This is a genomic window from Mycobacterium dioxanotrophicus, from assembly GCF_002157835.1.
In the GTDB taxonomy this organism is placed as follows: domain Bacteria; phylum Actinomycetota; class Actinomycetes; order Mycobacteriales; family Mycobacteriaceae; genus Mycobacterium; species Mycobacterium dioxanotrophicus.
On sequence record NZ_CP020809.1, the window covers coordinates 2,839,241 to 2,853,408 of the forward strand.

Sequence of the window (14,168 nt, forward strand, 5' to 3'; positions counted from 1 at the left end):
GCGCGTCGGCGCGCCTGACGCGTTCGCGCGGGTTGGCCCCCTACCGTTCTGTTTGCGCGGAACTACTTGACATAACTCTAAGCCTATGGTTGAGGTTGAGGGTTTGCAGGAGAGGGGTTCGGCGTCACGAACACCCCAACCAGGGAGGAAGACGATCCATGACCCCCCCGCATAACTACCTGGCAGTGATCAAGGTGGTTGGCATCGGCGGCGGCGGCGTCAACGCCGTCAACCGGATGATCGAGCAGGGCCTCAAGGGCGTTGAGTTCATCGCCATCAACACCGACGCCCAGGCGCTGTTGATGAGCGATGCCGACGTCAAGCTCGATGTCGGCCGCGATTCCACCCGTGGGCTCGGCGCAGGCGCGGACCCCGAAGTGGGCCGCAAGGCTGCCGAGGACGCCAAGGACGACATCGAAGAACTGCTGCGCGGCGCCGACATGGTGTTCGTCACCGCGGGCGAGGGCGGTGGCACCGGCACCGGCGGCGCGCCCGTCGTGGCGACCATCGCGCGCAAGCTCGGTGCGCTGACGGTCGGCGTGGTGACGCGGCCGTTCTCGTTCGAGGGCAAGCGCCGCAGCAATCAGGCCGAGGCCGGCATCACCGCGCTGCGCGAGAGCTGCGACACCCTGATCGTGATCCCCAACGACCGGCTGCTGCAGATGGGCGATGCCGCGGTGTCGCTTATGGACGCGTTCCGCAGTGCCGACGAGGTGCTGCTCAACGGCGTTCAGGGCATCACCGACCTGATCACCACGCCGGGTCTGATCAACGTGGACTTCGCCGACGTCAAGGGCGTGATGAGCGGCGCGGGCACGGCCCTGATGGGCATCGGCTCGGCCCGCGGCGACGGCCGCGCGCTCAAGGCCGCCGAGATCGCGATCAATTCGCCGCTGCTGGAAGCCTCGATGGAGGGCGCGCAGGGCGTGCTGCTGTCCGTCGCTGGTGGCAGCGATCTGGGGCTGTTCGAGATCAACGAGGCCGCCTCCCTGGTGCAGGACTCCGCGCACCCCGAGGCCAACATCATCTTCGGCACGGTGATCGACGACTCGCTCGGCGACGAGGTCCGGGTCACCGTCATCGCGGCCGGGTTCGACATGGCCGGTCCCAGCCGTAAGCCGGTGACCAGCCCGAGCCAGGCCCCGACCCAGCCGATCGCGACGGCCCGCTCCGGGAAGATGACCACGTCGCTGTTCGAGCCGACGGATGCCGTCAGCGTTCCCGCGCACACCAACGGGGCCACGGTCAGCATCGGCGGGGACGGCGGTATCGCTGACGACGATGTCGACGTCCCGCCGTTCATGCGGCACTGAGTCGGGCCCGCGACTGCGGACTTCGGATACTGGGATTGTGAGTGTTCGCATACGTCGGGTGACCACCACCCGTGCCGGTGGTGTCTCGGCCCCGCCCTTCGACTCCTTCAATCTCGGCGACCACGTCGGCGACGATCCCGCCGCTGTCTCGGCCAACCGTCGCCGGCTGGCCAAGGCCATCGGTGCCGACGCCGTGGTCTGGATGAACCAGGTCCATGGGGACCGCGTGGTCACCGTGACCGCTCCGCCCGAATCGGGCGCCGCGGTCGATAATGCCGACGCATTGGTGACCACCACCCCGGGTTTGGCATTGGCGGTCGTGACCGCGGATTGCGTTCCGGTATTAATGGCCGACGCACGTGCGGGTGTCATCGCCGCGGCGCACGCCGGTCGGGTGGGCGCGCAGTTGGGCGTCGTGGTGCGCACCTTGGAGGCGATGCTGGCCGGTGGCGCACATATTCAGGACGTGTCGGTCCTGCTCGGCCCCGCGGTCAGCGGCCGCAACTACGAGGTGCCTGCCGAGATGGCCGACGAGGTGGAGGCGGCCTTGCCGGGTAGCCGCACCACGACGGGACGGGGCACGCCGGGATTGGACCTGCGTGCCGGAATAGCCCGGCAATTAAAGGATTTGGGCGTCCGTGCGGTCGACGTGGATCCGCGCTGTACGGTCGATGACCGAACGTTGTTCAGTCATCGCCGGGACGCACCGACGGGACGCCTGGCGTCGCTGGTGTGGATGGAGTCGAGCCGCCGATGAGCAGCGAGCAGCAGTCGCGTGATGCCGATCGAGTCGGTGAACTGACCACTGCGCTGGGAGCGGCGCGGGCGCGGCTGGCGCGGGCCGCCGAATCGGCCGGACGAAATGTCAATGAGATCGAATTACTTCCCATTACAAAATTCTTTCCGGCCACCGATATTCTCATTTTGCACCGTTTAGGTTGTCACGCATTCGGTGAATCCCGCGAACAGGAAGCGGCGGCGAAAGTCGCTACGGTGCGCGAGGAATTGCCCGGCGAGCCGATTCGCTGGCACATGGTCGGCAGCATCCAGCGCAACAAGGCTCGCGCCGTGGCCAGTTGGGCCTACGCCGCGCACTCCGTCGACAGCGTCCGGCTCGTCGGTGCGCTGGACCGCGGGGCCATCGGCGCGCTGGAGAGCGGTGTCCGGACCGAGCCGCTGCGCGTCTATCTGCAGATCAGCCTCGACGGGGATACCGAACGTGGTGGGGTCGATGTCGGCCAGCCCGCTCTTGTCGACGAACTCTGCGCGGCGGCCCAGGCCGCGAAGGGTCTGGAGTTCGTCGGGTTGATGGGGATACCGCCGCTGGAAGTCGACCCTGACGAGGCCTTCGCACGGCTGGCAGGGGAGTTGGAGCGGGTGCAGCGGAACTATCCGCAGCGCCTGGGATTGTCTGCGGGGATGTCGAACGACCTGGAGGTTGCGGTGCGACACGGTTCGACGTGTGTGCGTGTCGGTACCGCGCTTATGGGACGGCGGCCGCTAACGTCACCACCAGTTGTCACACCAGTCACATCTTCATCACAGACATCACAACTCCCACGGTCAGCAGAAGGGTCGCCGAGATGAGCACACTGCACAAGGTCAAGGCCTACTTCGGCATGGCGCCGATGGATGATTACGACGACGAGTACTACGAGGACGACGACCGTGGCGCCGCCCGTAGCTACGCCCGGCGCCCGCGTGAAGAGCGCTTCGAGGACGAGGGCTACGGCTACGAGGGCCGTGAGTTCGACGAGGGCCCCGCCTACCGCGGCGGCTACCCGGGCGGTGGCTACGCCGAGGAACCCCGGTTCGAATCGCGCATGCGCACCCCGCGTGAATTCGAGCGTCCGGCACAGCGTTTGGGCACTCTGGCCGGCTCCACCCGCGGCGCACTGGCCATGGACCCGCGGCGCATGGCCGAGCTGTTCGAAGCGGGCAGCCCGCTGTCGAAGATCACCACGCTGCGGCCCAAGGACTACAGCGAGGCCCGCACCATCGGCGAGCGGTTCCGCGACGGCACGCCGGTGATCATGGATCTGGTGTCGATGGACAACGCCGACGCCAAGCGACTCGTCGACTTCGCCGCCGGGCTGGCCTTCGCGCTGCGCGGGTCGTTCGACAAGGTGGCGACCAAGGTCTTCCTGTTGTCGCCCGCCGACGTCGACGTCAGTGCCGAGCAGCGCCGCCGGATCGCCGAGGCCGGCTTCTACGCCTACCAGTAGCCCCCGAGCCCCTCGCGTGCGCAGCCCCTACCCGGCGGCCGGGTAGGCTGGCAGCGTCGCACAATCGGCCGGTTGTACCGCTGAGGCGACCTGTATCGAATGTCATACATCTGCCTGAGTGAGGTCGGCCCAGTTGTCGCTGCTCTTCGAGATCCTGTTCTTCGCGCTGTTCATCTTCTGGCTGTTGCTCATCGCGCGGGTCGTTGTCGAGTTCATCCGGTCGTTCAGTCGTGACTGGCACCCCAAGGGTCTGACGGTGGTGATCCTGGAGGTCATCCTGACGCTCACGGATCCGCCGGTGAAGTTGTTGCGCCGCATCATCCCGCAGCTGACCATCGGCGCGGTCCGGCTGGATCTGTCGATCATGGTGCTGCTCCTCGTGGTGTTCATCGGCATGCAACTGGCGCTCGGGGCGGCGGGCTGACCCGGCCGGTCACGGCGCTTCACCTGCGCTGAGATCGTTTGCCGGAGCGTCCGAAAACGCGTAAGAAGATTGAAATTCGTTCTTAAAAATTGGCCTCGACTGCAACCTCCGGTTCTGGTGTGACAGGATGGACGCCAGTTGCGTCCAAACAAGGCTCTACACAACAGGCTCTACACTTCGAGATCGATTGACGGTCCAAGACTCCAAGGGGGCAGACAATGCCGCTCACACCGGCGGACGTCCACAACGTCGCGTTCAGCAAGCCGCCCATCGGCAAGCGCGGGTACAACGAGGATGAGGTCGACGCCTTTCTCGATCTGGTTGAGAATGAGCTGACTCGACTCATCGAAGAGAATGCCGATCTCCGGCAGCGCGTCTCCGAGCTCGACTCCGAGCTGGCATCCGCGCGCTCCGGTGGTGGCGCTGCTCAGCCGACCAAGTCGATCCCGCTCTACGAGCCTGAGCCCGAGCCGGAGCCGGCCCCCGCGCCGAAGCCGGTCTACGAGGCACCGGCTGCGCCGGCAGCCCCGGCGGCGACCAACGAGGACACCGCGGCCCGCGCCGCGCGCGTGCTCAGCCTGGCGCAGGACACGGCCGACCGGCTCACCGGTTCGGCCAAGGCCGAGTCGGAGAAGATGCTCGCCGATGCGCGGGCACAGGCCGACGCCATGGTCAGCGACGCCCGCAAGACGGCAGAGACGACGGTCACCGAGGCCCGGCAGCGCGCCGACGCGATGCTGGCCGACGCGCAGACCCGCTCGGAGACCCAGCTGCGTCAGGCCCAGGAGAAGGCCGACGCACTGCAGGCCGACGCCGAGCGCAAGCACTCCGAGATCATGGGAACCATCAACCAGCAGCGCACGGTGCTGGAAGGTCGGCTGGAACAGCTGCGGACGTTCGAACGTGAATACCGCACGCGTCTGAAGACCTATCTGGAATCTCAGCTCGAAGAGCTCGGTCAGCGCGGTTTGGCTGCGCCGGTCGATTCCAGCGCCAACAGCGACGCCAGCGGTTTCGGCCAGTTCAACCGGGGCAACAACTGACCCCTGACCGGAACGCGACCGTTCGTCAGGCCACCTACCTAGCTAGGGTTGATTGATGCTGATCATTGCGCTAGTGCTTGCCGTCATCGGTCTGGCCGCGCTGGTGACCGCCGTGGTGACCAGCAACGAGCTGATCGCCTGGGTGTGCATCGGCGCCAGCGTGCTCGGCGTGGTGCTGCTCATCGTCGATGCGCTGCGGGAACGTTCACGTGGGGCCGCCGAGAAGTCGGCCGACGAGACGCCGGCGGCCGCGGAGACCACCGAGGACGCTGTCGAGGACTATCCCGATGAGCAGGCCGAGCCGGCCGCAGACGCGGAATCCGCCGACGAGACCGCTGAAACCGCCGAGCCGGAGTCGGCTGAGTCGGAGTCCGCTGAGTCGGAGTCCGCTGAGTCGGAGTCCGCTGCGTCGGACGAGACCGCCGAGTCCGCGGAGGGCGACGCGCACGACGTCGAGCCCACCGCCGAGGAAGCGGCAGAGGAACACAAGAGCTAGTCCGACGCGCTCACGGTCGGTGTTGCCAGCAGGGTCCGCACTTCGTCGTCGGTGACCTGGTGAAAGTCGGCGAACGCCTGGCCGACGGCCGAGAACTCGGTAGGTGTGCTCACGCACACCACCTCGTCGGCTTCCCGGGCGAGCTCCTGACAGGCCGACGTCGGCCCCACCGGTACCGCGACCACCAGCCTGCGCGCGGCGCGCACCGCCCGTACCGCGGCGAGCATGCTCGCACCGGTCGCGATGCCGTCGTCGACCAGGATCACGGTTCGACCGGCCAGCTCGGGGGGCGGGCGGCCACCTCGATAGGCCTGCTCACGCCGGGTCAACTCGGCCGTCTCCCGCTCGATCGCGGCGTCGAGGTCTTCGTGACTGATCCCGAGCCGCTGCACCAGCTGCTCATTGATGACGATTCCGCCACCGCTGGCCAGCGCGCCCATCGCCAACTCGGGCCACTGCGGCACACCCAGCTTGCGCACCAGGAACACATCCAGCGGAGCCTGGAGACCGGCCGCCACTTCCCAGCCGATCGGAACGCCGCCGCGGGCCAGACCCAACACCACCACGTCAGACTGGCCGCGGTAGGGCATCAGCTCCTGGGCCAGGACCTGGCCCGCCTCGCGGCGGTCCTGGAATACCCGCCCGGCATCGTGCCGGGTAACGCTGCCCCATGCACACATGGCGAATCTGGACTTCCAGTGACCACCCTACGGCGCTGCCGTGTCGCCGACCACCCGTGACAGGTAACTGCGCACCAACGCGCGGACGCGCTGCGCCGCGCCGTCGCTCAGTTCCTTTGTCGCGATGCGCAATTCGTCGTGGGTCCGGCCGACCTTGCCGGCGTAGCCGTCGCGGTCGTCGGCCAGCCAGTACTCCAACACGGTCGCATCGAGCTCGGGGTGGAACTGCAGGGCCAGTGACCGGCCCAGCACGAACCCCTGGGATGCGTTGCCGTTGCGGGCGATCTCGGTGGCGCCCGGCGGCACCGTCCAGCGGTCGATATGCCATTCGAACCATGGACCGGGTGGGATCAGCTCGGGATCGTCGGTAGTGACCTCGTACCAGCCGATCTCCGGTGAGTCGGACCTGCTGACCGACCCACCGAAGGTCTCCGCCAGCAACTGACCACCGAAGCACACGCCGAAGAGGCCCACGCCTGCGTCGGAGGCCTCCTTCAGCTGGGTCATCAACGTTCCCATCCAGCTGGCGCGCAGGGTTTCGTCGTACACCGACCAACGCGCACCCAACAGGACCACCACGTCATAGCGGGTCAGGTCGGGAAACTCCACGTCGGCTACCGGCGAATCGAGACGGTCGGCAGGCACCACGTCGAATGTGTCGATCTCGAAACCACATTCGCTGAAGGCATCGCCCAGCATCGCCTCGGGCGCCGTCGGGTCGTTGCGGATGAACAGTACTCTCGATGTCACGCCACACATTATCGCGCGAAGCTGCCGTGAACAGGGGCTGGGGCCATGACGGTGTACTCGGCGCTGGTCGCCCTCACCGTCGCGGTTCATTTCGGCTTCATCGCCTACCTTTTGCTGGGCGGGTTCATCGCCTGTCGGTGGCCGCGCACGATCGCGCTGCACGTGGCGGCCGTGCTGTGGGGTCTGGGCAGCGTCGCACTCGATCTGCCCTGCCCGCTCACCGCGCTGGAGCGGTGGGCGCGGGCCCGCGCGGGGATGCCGCCCCTGCCATCCGCGGGGTTCATCGCGCACTACATCACCGGCGTGCTCTATCCCGCGAGCTGGATAGTAGGGGTCCAGGCGGCGGTGTTCGCACTGGTCGTCGCGTCGTGGACGCTGGTGCTGATCAGGCGGCGTCGAAGCTCACCGGCAGGACCATCGGGCCGCTGATGCCCGTCAGCGGCTTCCACCGGACCGGACCGTCGAGCCGGACGTTGCGCCACCGGCGGGTCAGCACGGTGAGCGCTTGGGTGAGCTCGAGTCTGGCCAGGTGCGAGCCCAGGCAATAGTGCGCCCCGCCGCCGAAGGTCAGCATCGCCGGTGGCTGCTCGCGCGTGACGTCGAAGCGGTCCGGATCCGGATAGATATCCGGATCCCGGTTGGCCGCAGCGGTATTGGCGACGACGACAGTTCCGGCCGGGATCATCACCCCGCCCAGCTCGACATCTTCGCGGGCCATCCTGATGGTGCCCAACGCAATTGGCGTGTGCCGCATCAGTTCCTCGACGAAAACCGGTGCCAGTTCCGGATGTTCGGCCAGCAGCTGCCACTCGGCAGGATGCTCGCACAGCACCTGTACCGCAGCGGCCAGTTGGTTTCGGGTGGTGTCGGTGCCGGCCAGCAGCACACCGCCGGCCAGCATCAGCAGCTCGGCGTGGGTGAGCCGGTCGCCGTCGACCTCGGCGCGAATCAGGTCGGAGAGCAGATCGTCGCTGAGGGTGAACAGGCGCCCGGCCACCATCGCTTCGATGTATTCGTCGAATTCGCAGCCGGCCTGTTCTATGACGGCCCCGTTGCCGTCGACATTCCAACTGAACATCTTGAAGATGTCGTCGGCCCATCGCGAAATCAGGTCCCAGTCGCTCGGCGGCGCACCCAGCAGGGCGCAGATGACCGGGATCGGATAGCGACGCGCGATGTCGGCCACGACATCACAGGCGCCGACCGGCGCGCACTGGTCGGTGAGCTCGGTGATGACCTCGACACACGTGCCGCGCAGCCGCTCGGCGGCCCTCGGAGTGAAAGCCTTTGCCACCAATCGGCGCAACCGGTGATGCGCGGGGCCGCCCAGGCTGAGCAGGTTGGCCGCGGCGCGGTCCCACAGCGGTCCCGACGTGACGCCCTGCGCGGCCAGGAACAATCCCTTGGGCGGCGTGAAGCGGTCGTCGCGCAGCACGGCACGCACCAACGGATAGCTGAGGATCTCCGGACCGTGCGGCCCGATCGCGATCGGCGCCTTCCTGCGGGCTCGCGCGATGAGCCGGTGAGCTTCCTCTGGGTCGCCGGCGTGCTCGTAGGCGACGGATGGCAGGCCCGCGTCGAACACGTCCGGGTAGGTGCGTCGGATAGTCGGCGCGGTCATCGTGGTCATCGCAGCCTTCCCTTGAACAACCCCCACTGTGATGGTGCGCTGGTCGGGGGCCGTCGGGGTGAGTAGCGCGCTACCTCACCGTCGGTGCGGACACCGCGCGGTAGCGCCGCTCCGGGCGCCCGGTGCCGTACTGCAGCCGCAGCTCGAGCGCCCCTGTGCCGAGGAAGTACTCCAGGTAGCGGCGCGCGCTGACACGCGAAATGCCTACGAGTTCAGCACATTCGGCTGCCGAGACCTCGCCGGTGGCGCGTACGGCATCGAGTACCAGGCCGGCGGTCTCGGCACCCAACCCCTTCGGGAGCGTGGCCTTGGCGGCGGCGGCGGCACCGCCGAACAACGCATCGATCATCGACTGGTCGGCGCCGCCCTCGGTCGCCAGGGCGTCGGCCCGGGCCGCGTAGGCCACCAGTTTCGCCCGCAACTGGTCGAACTCGAACGGTTTGATCAAATAGTCCGCGGCGCCGCCGTCCAAGGCCCCACGCACCGTGTCGAGTTCACGGGCGGCGGTGATCATGATGACCCCGACCCGGTTGCCGTCTGCGCGAAGCCGGTGCAGCACGTTCAGGCCGGTCATGTCCGGCAGATACACATCGAGCAGGACCAGGTCGGGCCTGAGTTCGGCCACCGCGGACAGGGCTTCGGCCCCGGTCCGGGCGACACCGGTGGCGCGGAATCCGTCGACGCGTTCGACGAATCGGCGGTGAATCTCGGCGACCATGAAATCGTCGTCGACCACCAGCACGTCATACATGGGCGGCCTCCGGCAGCCGGACCGTGAACACCGCACCGCCGCCGGTGCCGTCGCTGATCTCGACGGTACCTCCGTGTTGGGCGGTCACCAGCCGGACCAGCGCAAGGCCGATTCCGCGCCCGCCCGGGACGTCTGGTTTCGAGGTGACGCCGCGGGAAAAGATCGACTCCCGAAGATGCTGGGGCACACCGGGACCCGAGTCGGCAACGGTCAGCAGCAGACCGTGGGCGTCATCGATGTGGATGCGCACCTGTGCGGCGGTCGAGCCGACCGAGACGTCCACGGCGTTGTCGACCAGGTTGCCGAGCAGCGTGATCACGTCGGTGGCCAGGGCCGGGTCGAGCGCTGAGAGGTGACTGTCGCCGGTCAGGGTGAGGGTGACGCCGCTCTCGGCGGCCAGCGAGGTCTTGGCGATCAGCAGCGCGGCCACCGCCGGGTCGGAAATATGTTGGGTCACAGCGTCGTTGATCTCCGCACGGCGCCGGGTGAGGGTCCCCACCAGATCGCGCACCGCGTCGAATTCGCCGAGCTGGGTCAGGCCCGAGATGGTGTGCAGCTGGTTGGCGAATTCGTGGGTCTGCGCCCGCAGCGTATCGGTCACACTGCGGTGCGACGACAATTGTGCCTGCAGCGCAGCGAGTTCGGTGCTGTCGCGCATGGTGGTGACGGTACCGATGCGCTGGCCCTGACTGCTCGCCGCGCGCCGGTTCAGCGCGAGAACCCGCGTTCTGGTGGTGATGATCACGTCGTCCTCGTCACGGCCTGCGGCGCCGTCCAACAGGAACCCTGCAACCGTCGGATCCAGACCGACCTCGTCGACCCGGCGCCCCACCGCGCTGTCGTCGAGGCCCAGCAGTTCCTGGGCACTGTCGTTGAGCACCGTGATGGCGCCGTCGGTGTTCACCGCCACCACGCCCTCGCGGATGCTGTGCAGCAACGCTTCCCGATGATCGGCCAGGCCGGCGATCTCGGCGACCTCCAGGCCGCGGGTGTGCCTTTTGATGCGTCGAGACAGCAGCCACGACGCCACGAGGCCGAGCGCAGCCCCGATACCGAGATAGATCAGCAGACGTTCTCCGGCTCCGCCCAGCAGCTGCCATAACGACGGATACCGTTCGCTGACCGAGACGATCGCGAGCACATCGCCGTCGGGCGCCAGGATCGGTACCTGGCCGACCAGACTGTGCGCGCCGTCGACGTCGCTGTCGCCGAACCACGCCCGACCCTCGTCGGCACGGGTGGAGCCCAGATCGATCCGCTTGCCCAGGCGCTGCGGATCCGACGACGCGCGTACCGTGCCGCTGGGATCGATGATCTCGGCCAGCTCGGCCCCCGAGAGGGCGACCGCCCGATCCACGTCGGGAGCCAGGGTGGAGGCGGCGAACGGATCGCGGTAGCGGTCCCGCACGATCGGTGTCGAGGCGATGTTCTCCGCCACCGCGATCATGCGCTGGCCCCGGACGTCCCGGAATTCACGCGTCGACTGCGCGACCGACACCGCGGCGACCGCGACCAGCACCACCGCGACGACCAGCAGTTGGAAGGCCAGGAACTGGCCGGCGAGGCTCCGGCCCCGGAGCAGGCGCACTATCGCCGAGCGTGAACTCAATGACCAATACTTCCTTTGCGAACTCATCAGTGACCTGGGTCACGTCACGATTCAGTATTGCTGAGCATCACAAGTGATTGGGGACGGTTGATGACGTGTCGACGAGGACACCTGACGGCGGCGCTCGGGGTGATCCTGGCGCTGGCCGTGGCACTCACACTGACCGGCTGCGGGGTGACCCGCAACGACGACGCCCGCGGACTGCACCGGCTGCGCATGATGGTGCCGAACAGCCCGGGCGGCGGCTACGACCTGACCGCGCGTACCGCGGTGAAGATCATGGAAGACACCGACATCACCGGGCGGATCGAGGTGTTCAACGTGATCGGCGCGGGCGGCACGGTCGCCATGGCGCGGTTGATGAACGAGAAGGGCAACGACGACCTGATGATGACGATGGGGCTCGGCGTCGTCGGTGCCACCTACACCAATGGTTCGCGGATAAAGGCTTCCGACGCAACCGCTTTGGCGAAGCTGATCGAGGATCCGGGTGCGGTCTTCGTCCCCGCCGATTCGCCCTTGAAGACGATCCAGGATTTCGTCGCGGCGTGGAAGGTCGATCCGTCGAAGATCACCATCGGCGGTGGCTCGTCACCGGGCGGACCCGATCACCTGTTCCCGATGGAACTGGCCAAGGCCGTTGGCGTCCAGCCGAAATCAGTCAACTTCATCACCTACGACGGCGGTGGTGACCTTCTGACCGCGCTGCTCGGCAAGAAGATCACCGTCGGAACCTCCAGCCCGGGCGAACTCATCGACCAGATCGAAGCCGGCCAACTGCGGGTGCTCGCGGTGTCCAGCGCCGAGCGGGTCGAGGGCATCGACGCCCCGACCCTCAAAGAGGCAGGGATCGACCTGACCTTCGCGAACTGGCGCGGAGTCCTTGCGCCACCGGGCATTTCCGATCACGCGAAAAAGGCGATGGTGCAGGCGCTCGAAGACTTGCACGCCACGCAGCAGTGGAAGCAGGCGCTGGTGAAGAACGGTTGGACCGATGCGTTCCTCACCGGTGAGCAGTTCGAACAGTTCTTGAAGGACCAGGACGAACGCGTTTCGTCGACACTCACCGAGTTGGGGCTGATATGACCGCCGTACCAGAGCCGCACGAGGATCACGTCGCCAGACCGGTCGACAAGGCCCAGTACCTCGTCTGCGTGGTGATGGTCGCGGTCGGGGCGTATCTGATCTACGACGCCCTGACCCTGACCGACGGCTTCGCGAAGGTCGATCCGGTGGGGCCCAAGTTCTTTCCGATGGCCATCGGTGCCGTGCTGATCGCGCTGGCGGTTGTCCTGGCGATCGCAATCCCGCGCGGATCGGTCGGTGAGGCCGACGCCGGTGAGGACGTCGACCCGAACTCGCCGGGGGACTGGCGCACCGTCGGGCTGCTCGTCGGTTTGTTCGTGTTGCTGATCGTGCTGGTCCAGCCTCTGGGCTGGGCGATCGCCGGGGCGCTGTTCTTTGGTGGTGCCGCAACCATCCTCGGCAACCGGCATTACGTCCGCAACATCGCGATCGGCGCGGTGCTGTCGGTCCTGACTTTCTACGGGTTCTACTCCGGGCTCGGAATTCCGCTGCCCGCAGGCATTTTGGACGGGATTCTGTAAATGGAGAACTTCGACTGGATGTTGCAGGGGTTCGAGCAGGCCGCGACCCCGATGAACTTGCTGTACGCCTGCATCGGGGTGCTGCTGGGCACCGCCGTCGGCGTGCTGCCGGGTATCGGTCCGGCCATGACCGTGGCGCTGCTGCTGCCCGTGACCTACAACGTGAGCCCCAGTGCGGCGTTCATCATGTTCGCGGGCATCTTCTACGGCGGCATGTACGGCGGGTCGACCACGTCCATCTTGCTGAACACTCCGGGCGAGTCCTCGTCGGTGATCACCTCGATCGAGGGCAACAAGATGGCCAAGGCCGGCCGAGCGGCCCAGGCCCTGGCCACGGCGGCGATCGGATCGTTCGTCGCCGGAGCGATCGGGACCGCACTGCTGGCGGCGTTCGCCCCGCCGATCTCGCGGTTCGCGGTCACGCTCGGGGCCCCGTCATACCTTGCGATCATGCTGTTCGCCCTGGTCGCGGTGACTGCGGTGCTGGGCGCGTCCAAACTGCGCGGCGCGATCTCCCTGTTCCTGGGCCTGGCCATCGGCGTCGTCGGCATCGACTTCCTCACCGGTCAGCCCCGTGCGACATTCGGCCTGCCGCTGCTCTCCGACGGCATCGACATCGTGGTTATCGCGGTGGCGATCTTCGCCCTCGGTGAGGCGCTGTGGGTGGCCGCGCACCTGCGCCGGCGCCCCGCCGAGGTGATCCCAGTGGGCCGGCCGTGGATGAGCAAGCAGGACTGGGGCCGGTCGTGGAAGCCGTGGCTGCGCGGCACCGCGTACGGCTTCCCGTTCGGGGCGTTGCCTGCCGGTGGTGCCGAGTTGCCGACGTTCCTGTCCTACATCACCGAGAAGAAACTCTCGAAGCATCCCGAGGAATTCGGCAAGGGCGCGATCGAAGGCGTGGCGGGGCCCGAAGCGGCCAACAACGCCTCTGCCGCGGGCACGCTGGTGCCGATGCTGTCGCTGGGGTTGCCCACCAACGCCACCGCGGCGGTCATGCTCACAGCGTTCGTCTCCTACGGAATCCAGCCGGGGCCAACCCTTTTCGAGAAGGAGCCGCTGCTGATCTGGACGCTCATCGCGAGCCTGTTCATCGGCAACTTCCTGCTGCTGGTGCTCAACCTGCCGCTGGCACCGATCTGGGCCAAGCTGCTGCGCACGCCGCGGCCCTACCTGTACGCGGGCATCCTGTTCTTCGCGACCCTGGGCGCGTTGGCAGTCAACGTGCAACCGCTGGACCTCGCACTGCTGTTGGTGTTCGGGCTGGTCGGCCTCATGATGCGCCGCTTCGGCTTGCCGGTGCTGCCGCTGATCATCGGTGTCATCCTGGGACCGCGCATCGAACGGCAACTGCGCCAGAGCCTGCAGCTCGGCGGCGGCGACTGGGGCAGTCTGTTCACCGAACCGGTCGCGATCACCACGTACGTGCTCATGGCGATCCTGCTGCTGGCGCCGTTGGTGCTGCGGCTGATGCACCGCAGCGAGGAGACCCTGCTGATCGTCGAGGACGACGCGGATCAGAAGGCGAAGGCGGGCAATCTGTGACCGGCGAGCACAGCATCGCCCGGGCGGGGCTGGCTGATCGGCTGCCCATCGGCCGTTGAACTGGGCAAACGGTCCTCACCGTGGCCCGCCGGGCCCGG

At 67.3% G+C, this 14,168-nt stretch carries 16 protein-coding genes; 11 read left to right on the forward strand and 5 right to left on the reverse strand.

The window, feature by feature from the left end:
• The first annotated feature begins 158 nt into the window (after positions 1-158).
• From ftsZ to BTO20_RS13745, 7 genes are all read left to right on the forward strand, one after another.
• Positions 159-1,313: a cell division protein FtsZ gene (gene ftsZ / locus BTO20_RS13715; RefSeq protein WP_064945963.1), complete on the forward strand. Its 1,155-nt coding sequence runs from the start codon at positions 159-161 to the stop codon at positions 1,311-1,313.
• Between the two features lie 37 nt (positions 1,314-1,350).
• Positions 1,351-2,070, forward strand: coding sequence for a peptidoglycan editing factor PgeF (gene pgeF, locus BTO20_RS13720; RefSeq protein WP_087076660.1), 720 nt, complete (start codon positions 1,351-1,353; stop codon positions 2,068-2,070).
• Positions 2,067-2,900 (forward strand): YggS family pyridoxal phosphate-dependent enzyme, encoded by an 834-nt coding sequence (locus BTO20_RS13725; RefSeq protein WP_087082048.1) that lies wholly within the window; start codon positions 2,067-2,069, stop codon positions 2,898-2,900. Before pgeF ends, BTO20_RS13725 begins: the two co-directional genes overlap by 4 nt.
• Positions 2,897-3,538 (forward strand): cell division protein SepF, encoded by a 642-nt coding sequence (locus BTO20_RS13730; protein WP_064945965.1) that lies wholly within the window; start codon positions 2,897-2,899, stop codon positions 3,536-3,538. Before BTO20_RS13725 ends, BTO20_RS13730 begins: the two co-directional genes overlap by 4 nt.
• Before the next feature lie 133 nt (positions 3,539-3,671).
• On the forward strand, positions 3,672-3,962 hold the full coding sequence (locus BTO20_RS13735) for a YggT family protein (protein ID WP_029368355.1): 291 nt from the start codon (positions 3,672-3,674) through the stop codon (positions 3,960-3,962).
• A gap of 218 nt (positions 3,963-4,180) precedes the next feature.
• Positions 4,181-5,005 (forward strand): DivIVA-like cell division protein Wag31, encoded by an 825-nt coding sequence (gene wag31, locus BTO20_RS13740; protein ID WP_087076662.1) that lies wholly within the window; start codon positions 4,181-4,183, stop codon positions 5,003-5,005.
• Between the two features lie 55 nt (positions 5,006-5,060).
• Positions 5,061-5,501 (forward strand): hypothetical protein, encoded by a 441-nt coding sequence (locus BTO20_RS13745; RefSeq protein WP_087076665.1) that lies wholly within the window; start codon positions 5,061-5,063, stop codon positions 5,499-5,501.
• Here the strand turns inward: BTO20_RS13745 and BTO20_RS13750 are convergent.
• Together BTO20_RS13750 and BTO20_RS13755 are read right to left on the reverse strand one after the other, a co-directional pair.
• Complete coding sequence (locus BTO20_RS13750) at positions 5,498-6,181, reverse strand: phosphoribosyltransferase (protein ID WP_087076667.1); 684 nt, start codon at positions 6,179-6,181, stop codon at positions 5,498-5,500. The genes BTO20_RS13745 and BTO20_RS13750 overlap by 4 nt on opposite strands.
• A gap of 27 nt (positions 6,182-6,208) precedes the next feature.
• Positions 6,209-6,931, reverse strand: coding sequence for a type 1 glutamine amidotransferase (locus BTO20_RS13755; protein ID WP_087082050.1), 723 nt, complete (start codon positions 6,929-6,931; stop codon positions 6,209-6,211).
• A gap of 45 nt (positions 6,932-6,976) precedes the next feature.
• On the opposite strand from BTO20_RS13755, the gene BTO20_RS13760 reads away from it, so the two are divergent.
• Positions 6,977-7,360, forward strand: coding sequence for a DUF2784 domain-containing protein (locus BTO20_RS13760; protein WP_087076669.1), 384 nt, complete (start codon positions 6,977-6,979; stop codon positions 7,358-7,360).
• On the opposite strand, the gene BTO20_RS13765 is transcribed toward BTO20_RS13760, so the two are convergent.
• The 3 genes from BTO20_RS13765 to BTO20_RS13775 form a co-directional block, all read right to left on the reverse strand.
• On the reverse strand, positions 7,317-8,561 hold the full coding sequence (locus tag BTO20_RS13765; protein WP_087076671.1) for a cytochrome P450: 1,245 nt from the start codon (positions 8,559-8,561) through the stop codon (positions 7,317-7,319). The genes BTO20_RS13760 and BTO20_RS13765 overlap by 44 nt on opposite strands.
• Before the next feature lie 70 nt (positions 8,562-8,631).
• Complete coding sequence (locus tag BTO20_RS13770; protein WP_087076673.1) at positions 8,632-9,312, reverse strand: response regulator; 681 nt, start codon at positions 9,310-9,312, stop codon at positions 8,632-8,634.
• Complete coding sequence (locus BTO20_RS13775; RefSeq protein WP_087076675.1) at positions 9,305-10,948, reverse strand: sensor histidine kinase; 1,644 nt, start codon at positions 10,946-10,948, stop codon at positions 9,305-9,307. Before BTO20_RS13775 ends, BTO20_RS13770 begins: the two co-directional genes overlap by 8 nt.
• A gap of 63 nt (positions 10,949-11,011) precedes the next feature.
• On the opposite strand from BTO20_RS13775, the gene BTO20_RS13780 reads away from it, so the two are divergent.
• Genes BTO20_RS13780 through BTO20_RS13790 form a run of 3 tightly spaced genes read left to right on the forward strand, consistent with a single transcriptional unit; the run spans position 11,012 to position 14,070 of the window.
• Positions 11,012-12,007 (forward strand): Bug family tripartite tricarboxylate transporter substrate binding protein, encoded by a 996-nt coding sequence (locus tag BTO20_RS13780; protein ID WP_087076677.1) that lies wholly within the window; start codon positions 11,012-11,014, stop codon positions 12,005-12,007.
• Positions 12,004-12,528, forward strand: a complete 525-nt coding sequence (locus tag BTO20_RS13785) for a tripartite tricarboxylate transporter TctB family protein (protein WP_087076679.1) — start codon at positions 12,004-12,006, stop codon at positions 12,526-12,528. Before BTO20_RS13780 ends, BTO20_RS13785 begins: the two co-directional genes overlap by 4 nt.
• Positions 12,529-14,070 carry a tripartite tricarboxylate transporter permease gene (locus BTO20_RS13790; protein WP_087076681.1) on the forward strand — a complete coding sequence of 514 codons (1,542 nt, stop codon included), beginning with the start codon at positions 12,529-12,531 and terminating at the stop codon, positions 14,068-14,070. It abuts the gene before it with no gap.
• Positions 14,071-14,168 lie beyond the last annotated feature (98 nt).

Coding starts and splice junctions, on each gene's coding strand:
- BTO20_RS13780 (WP_087076677.1), top strand. CDS start 11,012: ATGACGTGTCGACGAGGACACCTGACGGCGGCGCTCGGGGTGATCCTG.
- BTO20_RS13775 (WP_087076675.1), bottom strand. CDS start 10,948: ATGAGTTCGCAAAGGAAGTATTGGTCATTGAGTTCACGCTCGGCGATA.
- BTO20_RS13760 (WP_087076669.1), top strand. CDS start 6,977: ATGACGGTGTACTCGGCGCTGGTCGCCCTCACCGTCGCGGTTCATTTC.
- BTO20_RS13750 (WP_087076667.1), bottom strand. CDS start 6,181: ATGTGTGCATGGGGCAGCGTTACCCGGCACGATGCCGGGCGGGTATTC.
- ftsZ (WP_064945963.1), top strand. CDS start 159: ATGACCCCCCCGCATAACTACCTGGCAGTGATCAAGGTGGTTGGCATC.
- BTO20_RS13725 (WP_087082048.1), top strand. CDS start 2,067: ATGAGCAGCGAGCAGCAGTCGCGTGATGCCGATCGAGTCGGTGAACTG.
- BTO20_RS13785 (WP_087076679.1), top strand. CDS start 12,004: ATGACCGCCGTACCAGAGCCGCACGAGGATCACGTCGCCAGACCGGTC.
- BTO20_RS13765 (WP_087076671.1), bottom strand. CDS start 8,561: ATGACCACGATGACCGCGCCGACTATCCGACGCACCTACCCGGACGTG.
- BTO20_RS13790 (WP_087076681.1), top strand. CDS start 12,529: ATGGAGAACTTCGACTGGATGTTGCAGGGGTTCGAGCAGGCCGCGACC.
- BTO20_RS13730 (WP_064945965.1), top strand. CDS start 2,897: ATGAGCACACTGCACAAGGTCAAGGCCTACTTCGGCATGGCGCCGATG.
- wag31 (WP_087076662.1), top strand. CDS start 4,181: ATGCCGCTCACACCGGCGGACGTCCACAACGTCGCGTTCAGCAAGCCG.
- BTO20_RS13770 (WP_087076673.1), bottom strand. CDS start 9,312: ATGTATGACGTGCTGGTGGTCGACGACGATTTCATGGTCGCCGAGATT.
- BTO20_RS13745 (WP_087076665.1), top strand. CDS start 5,061: ATGCTGATCATTGCGCTAGTGCTTGCCGTCATCGGTCTGGCCGCGCTG.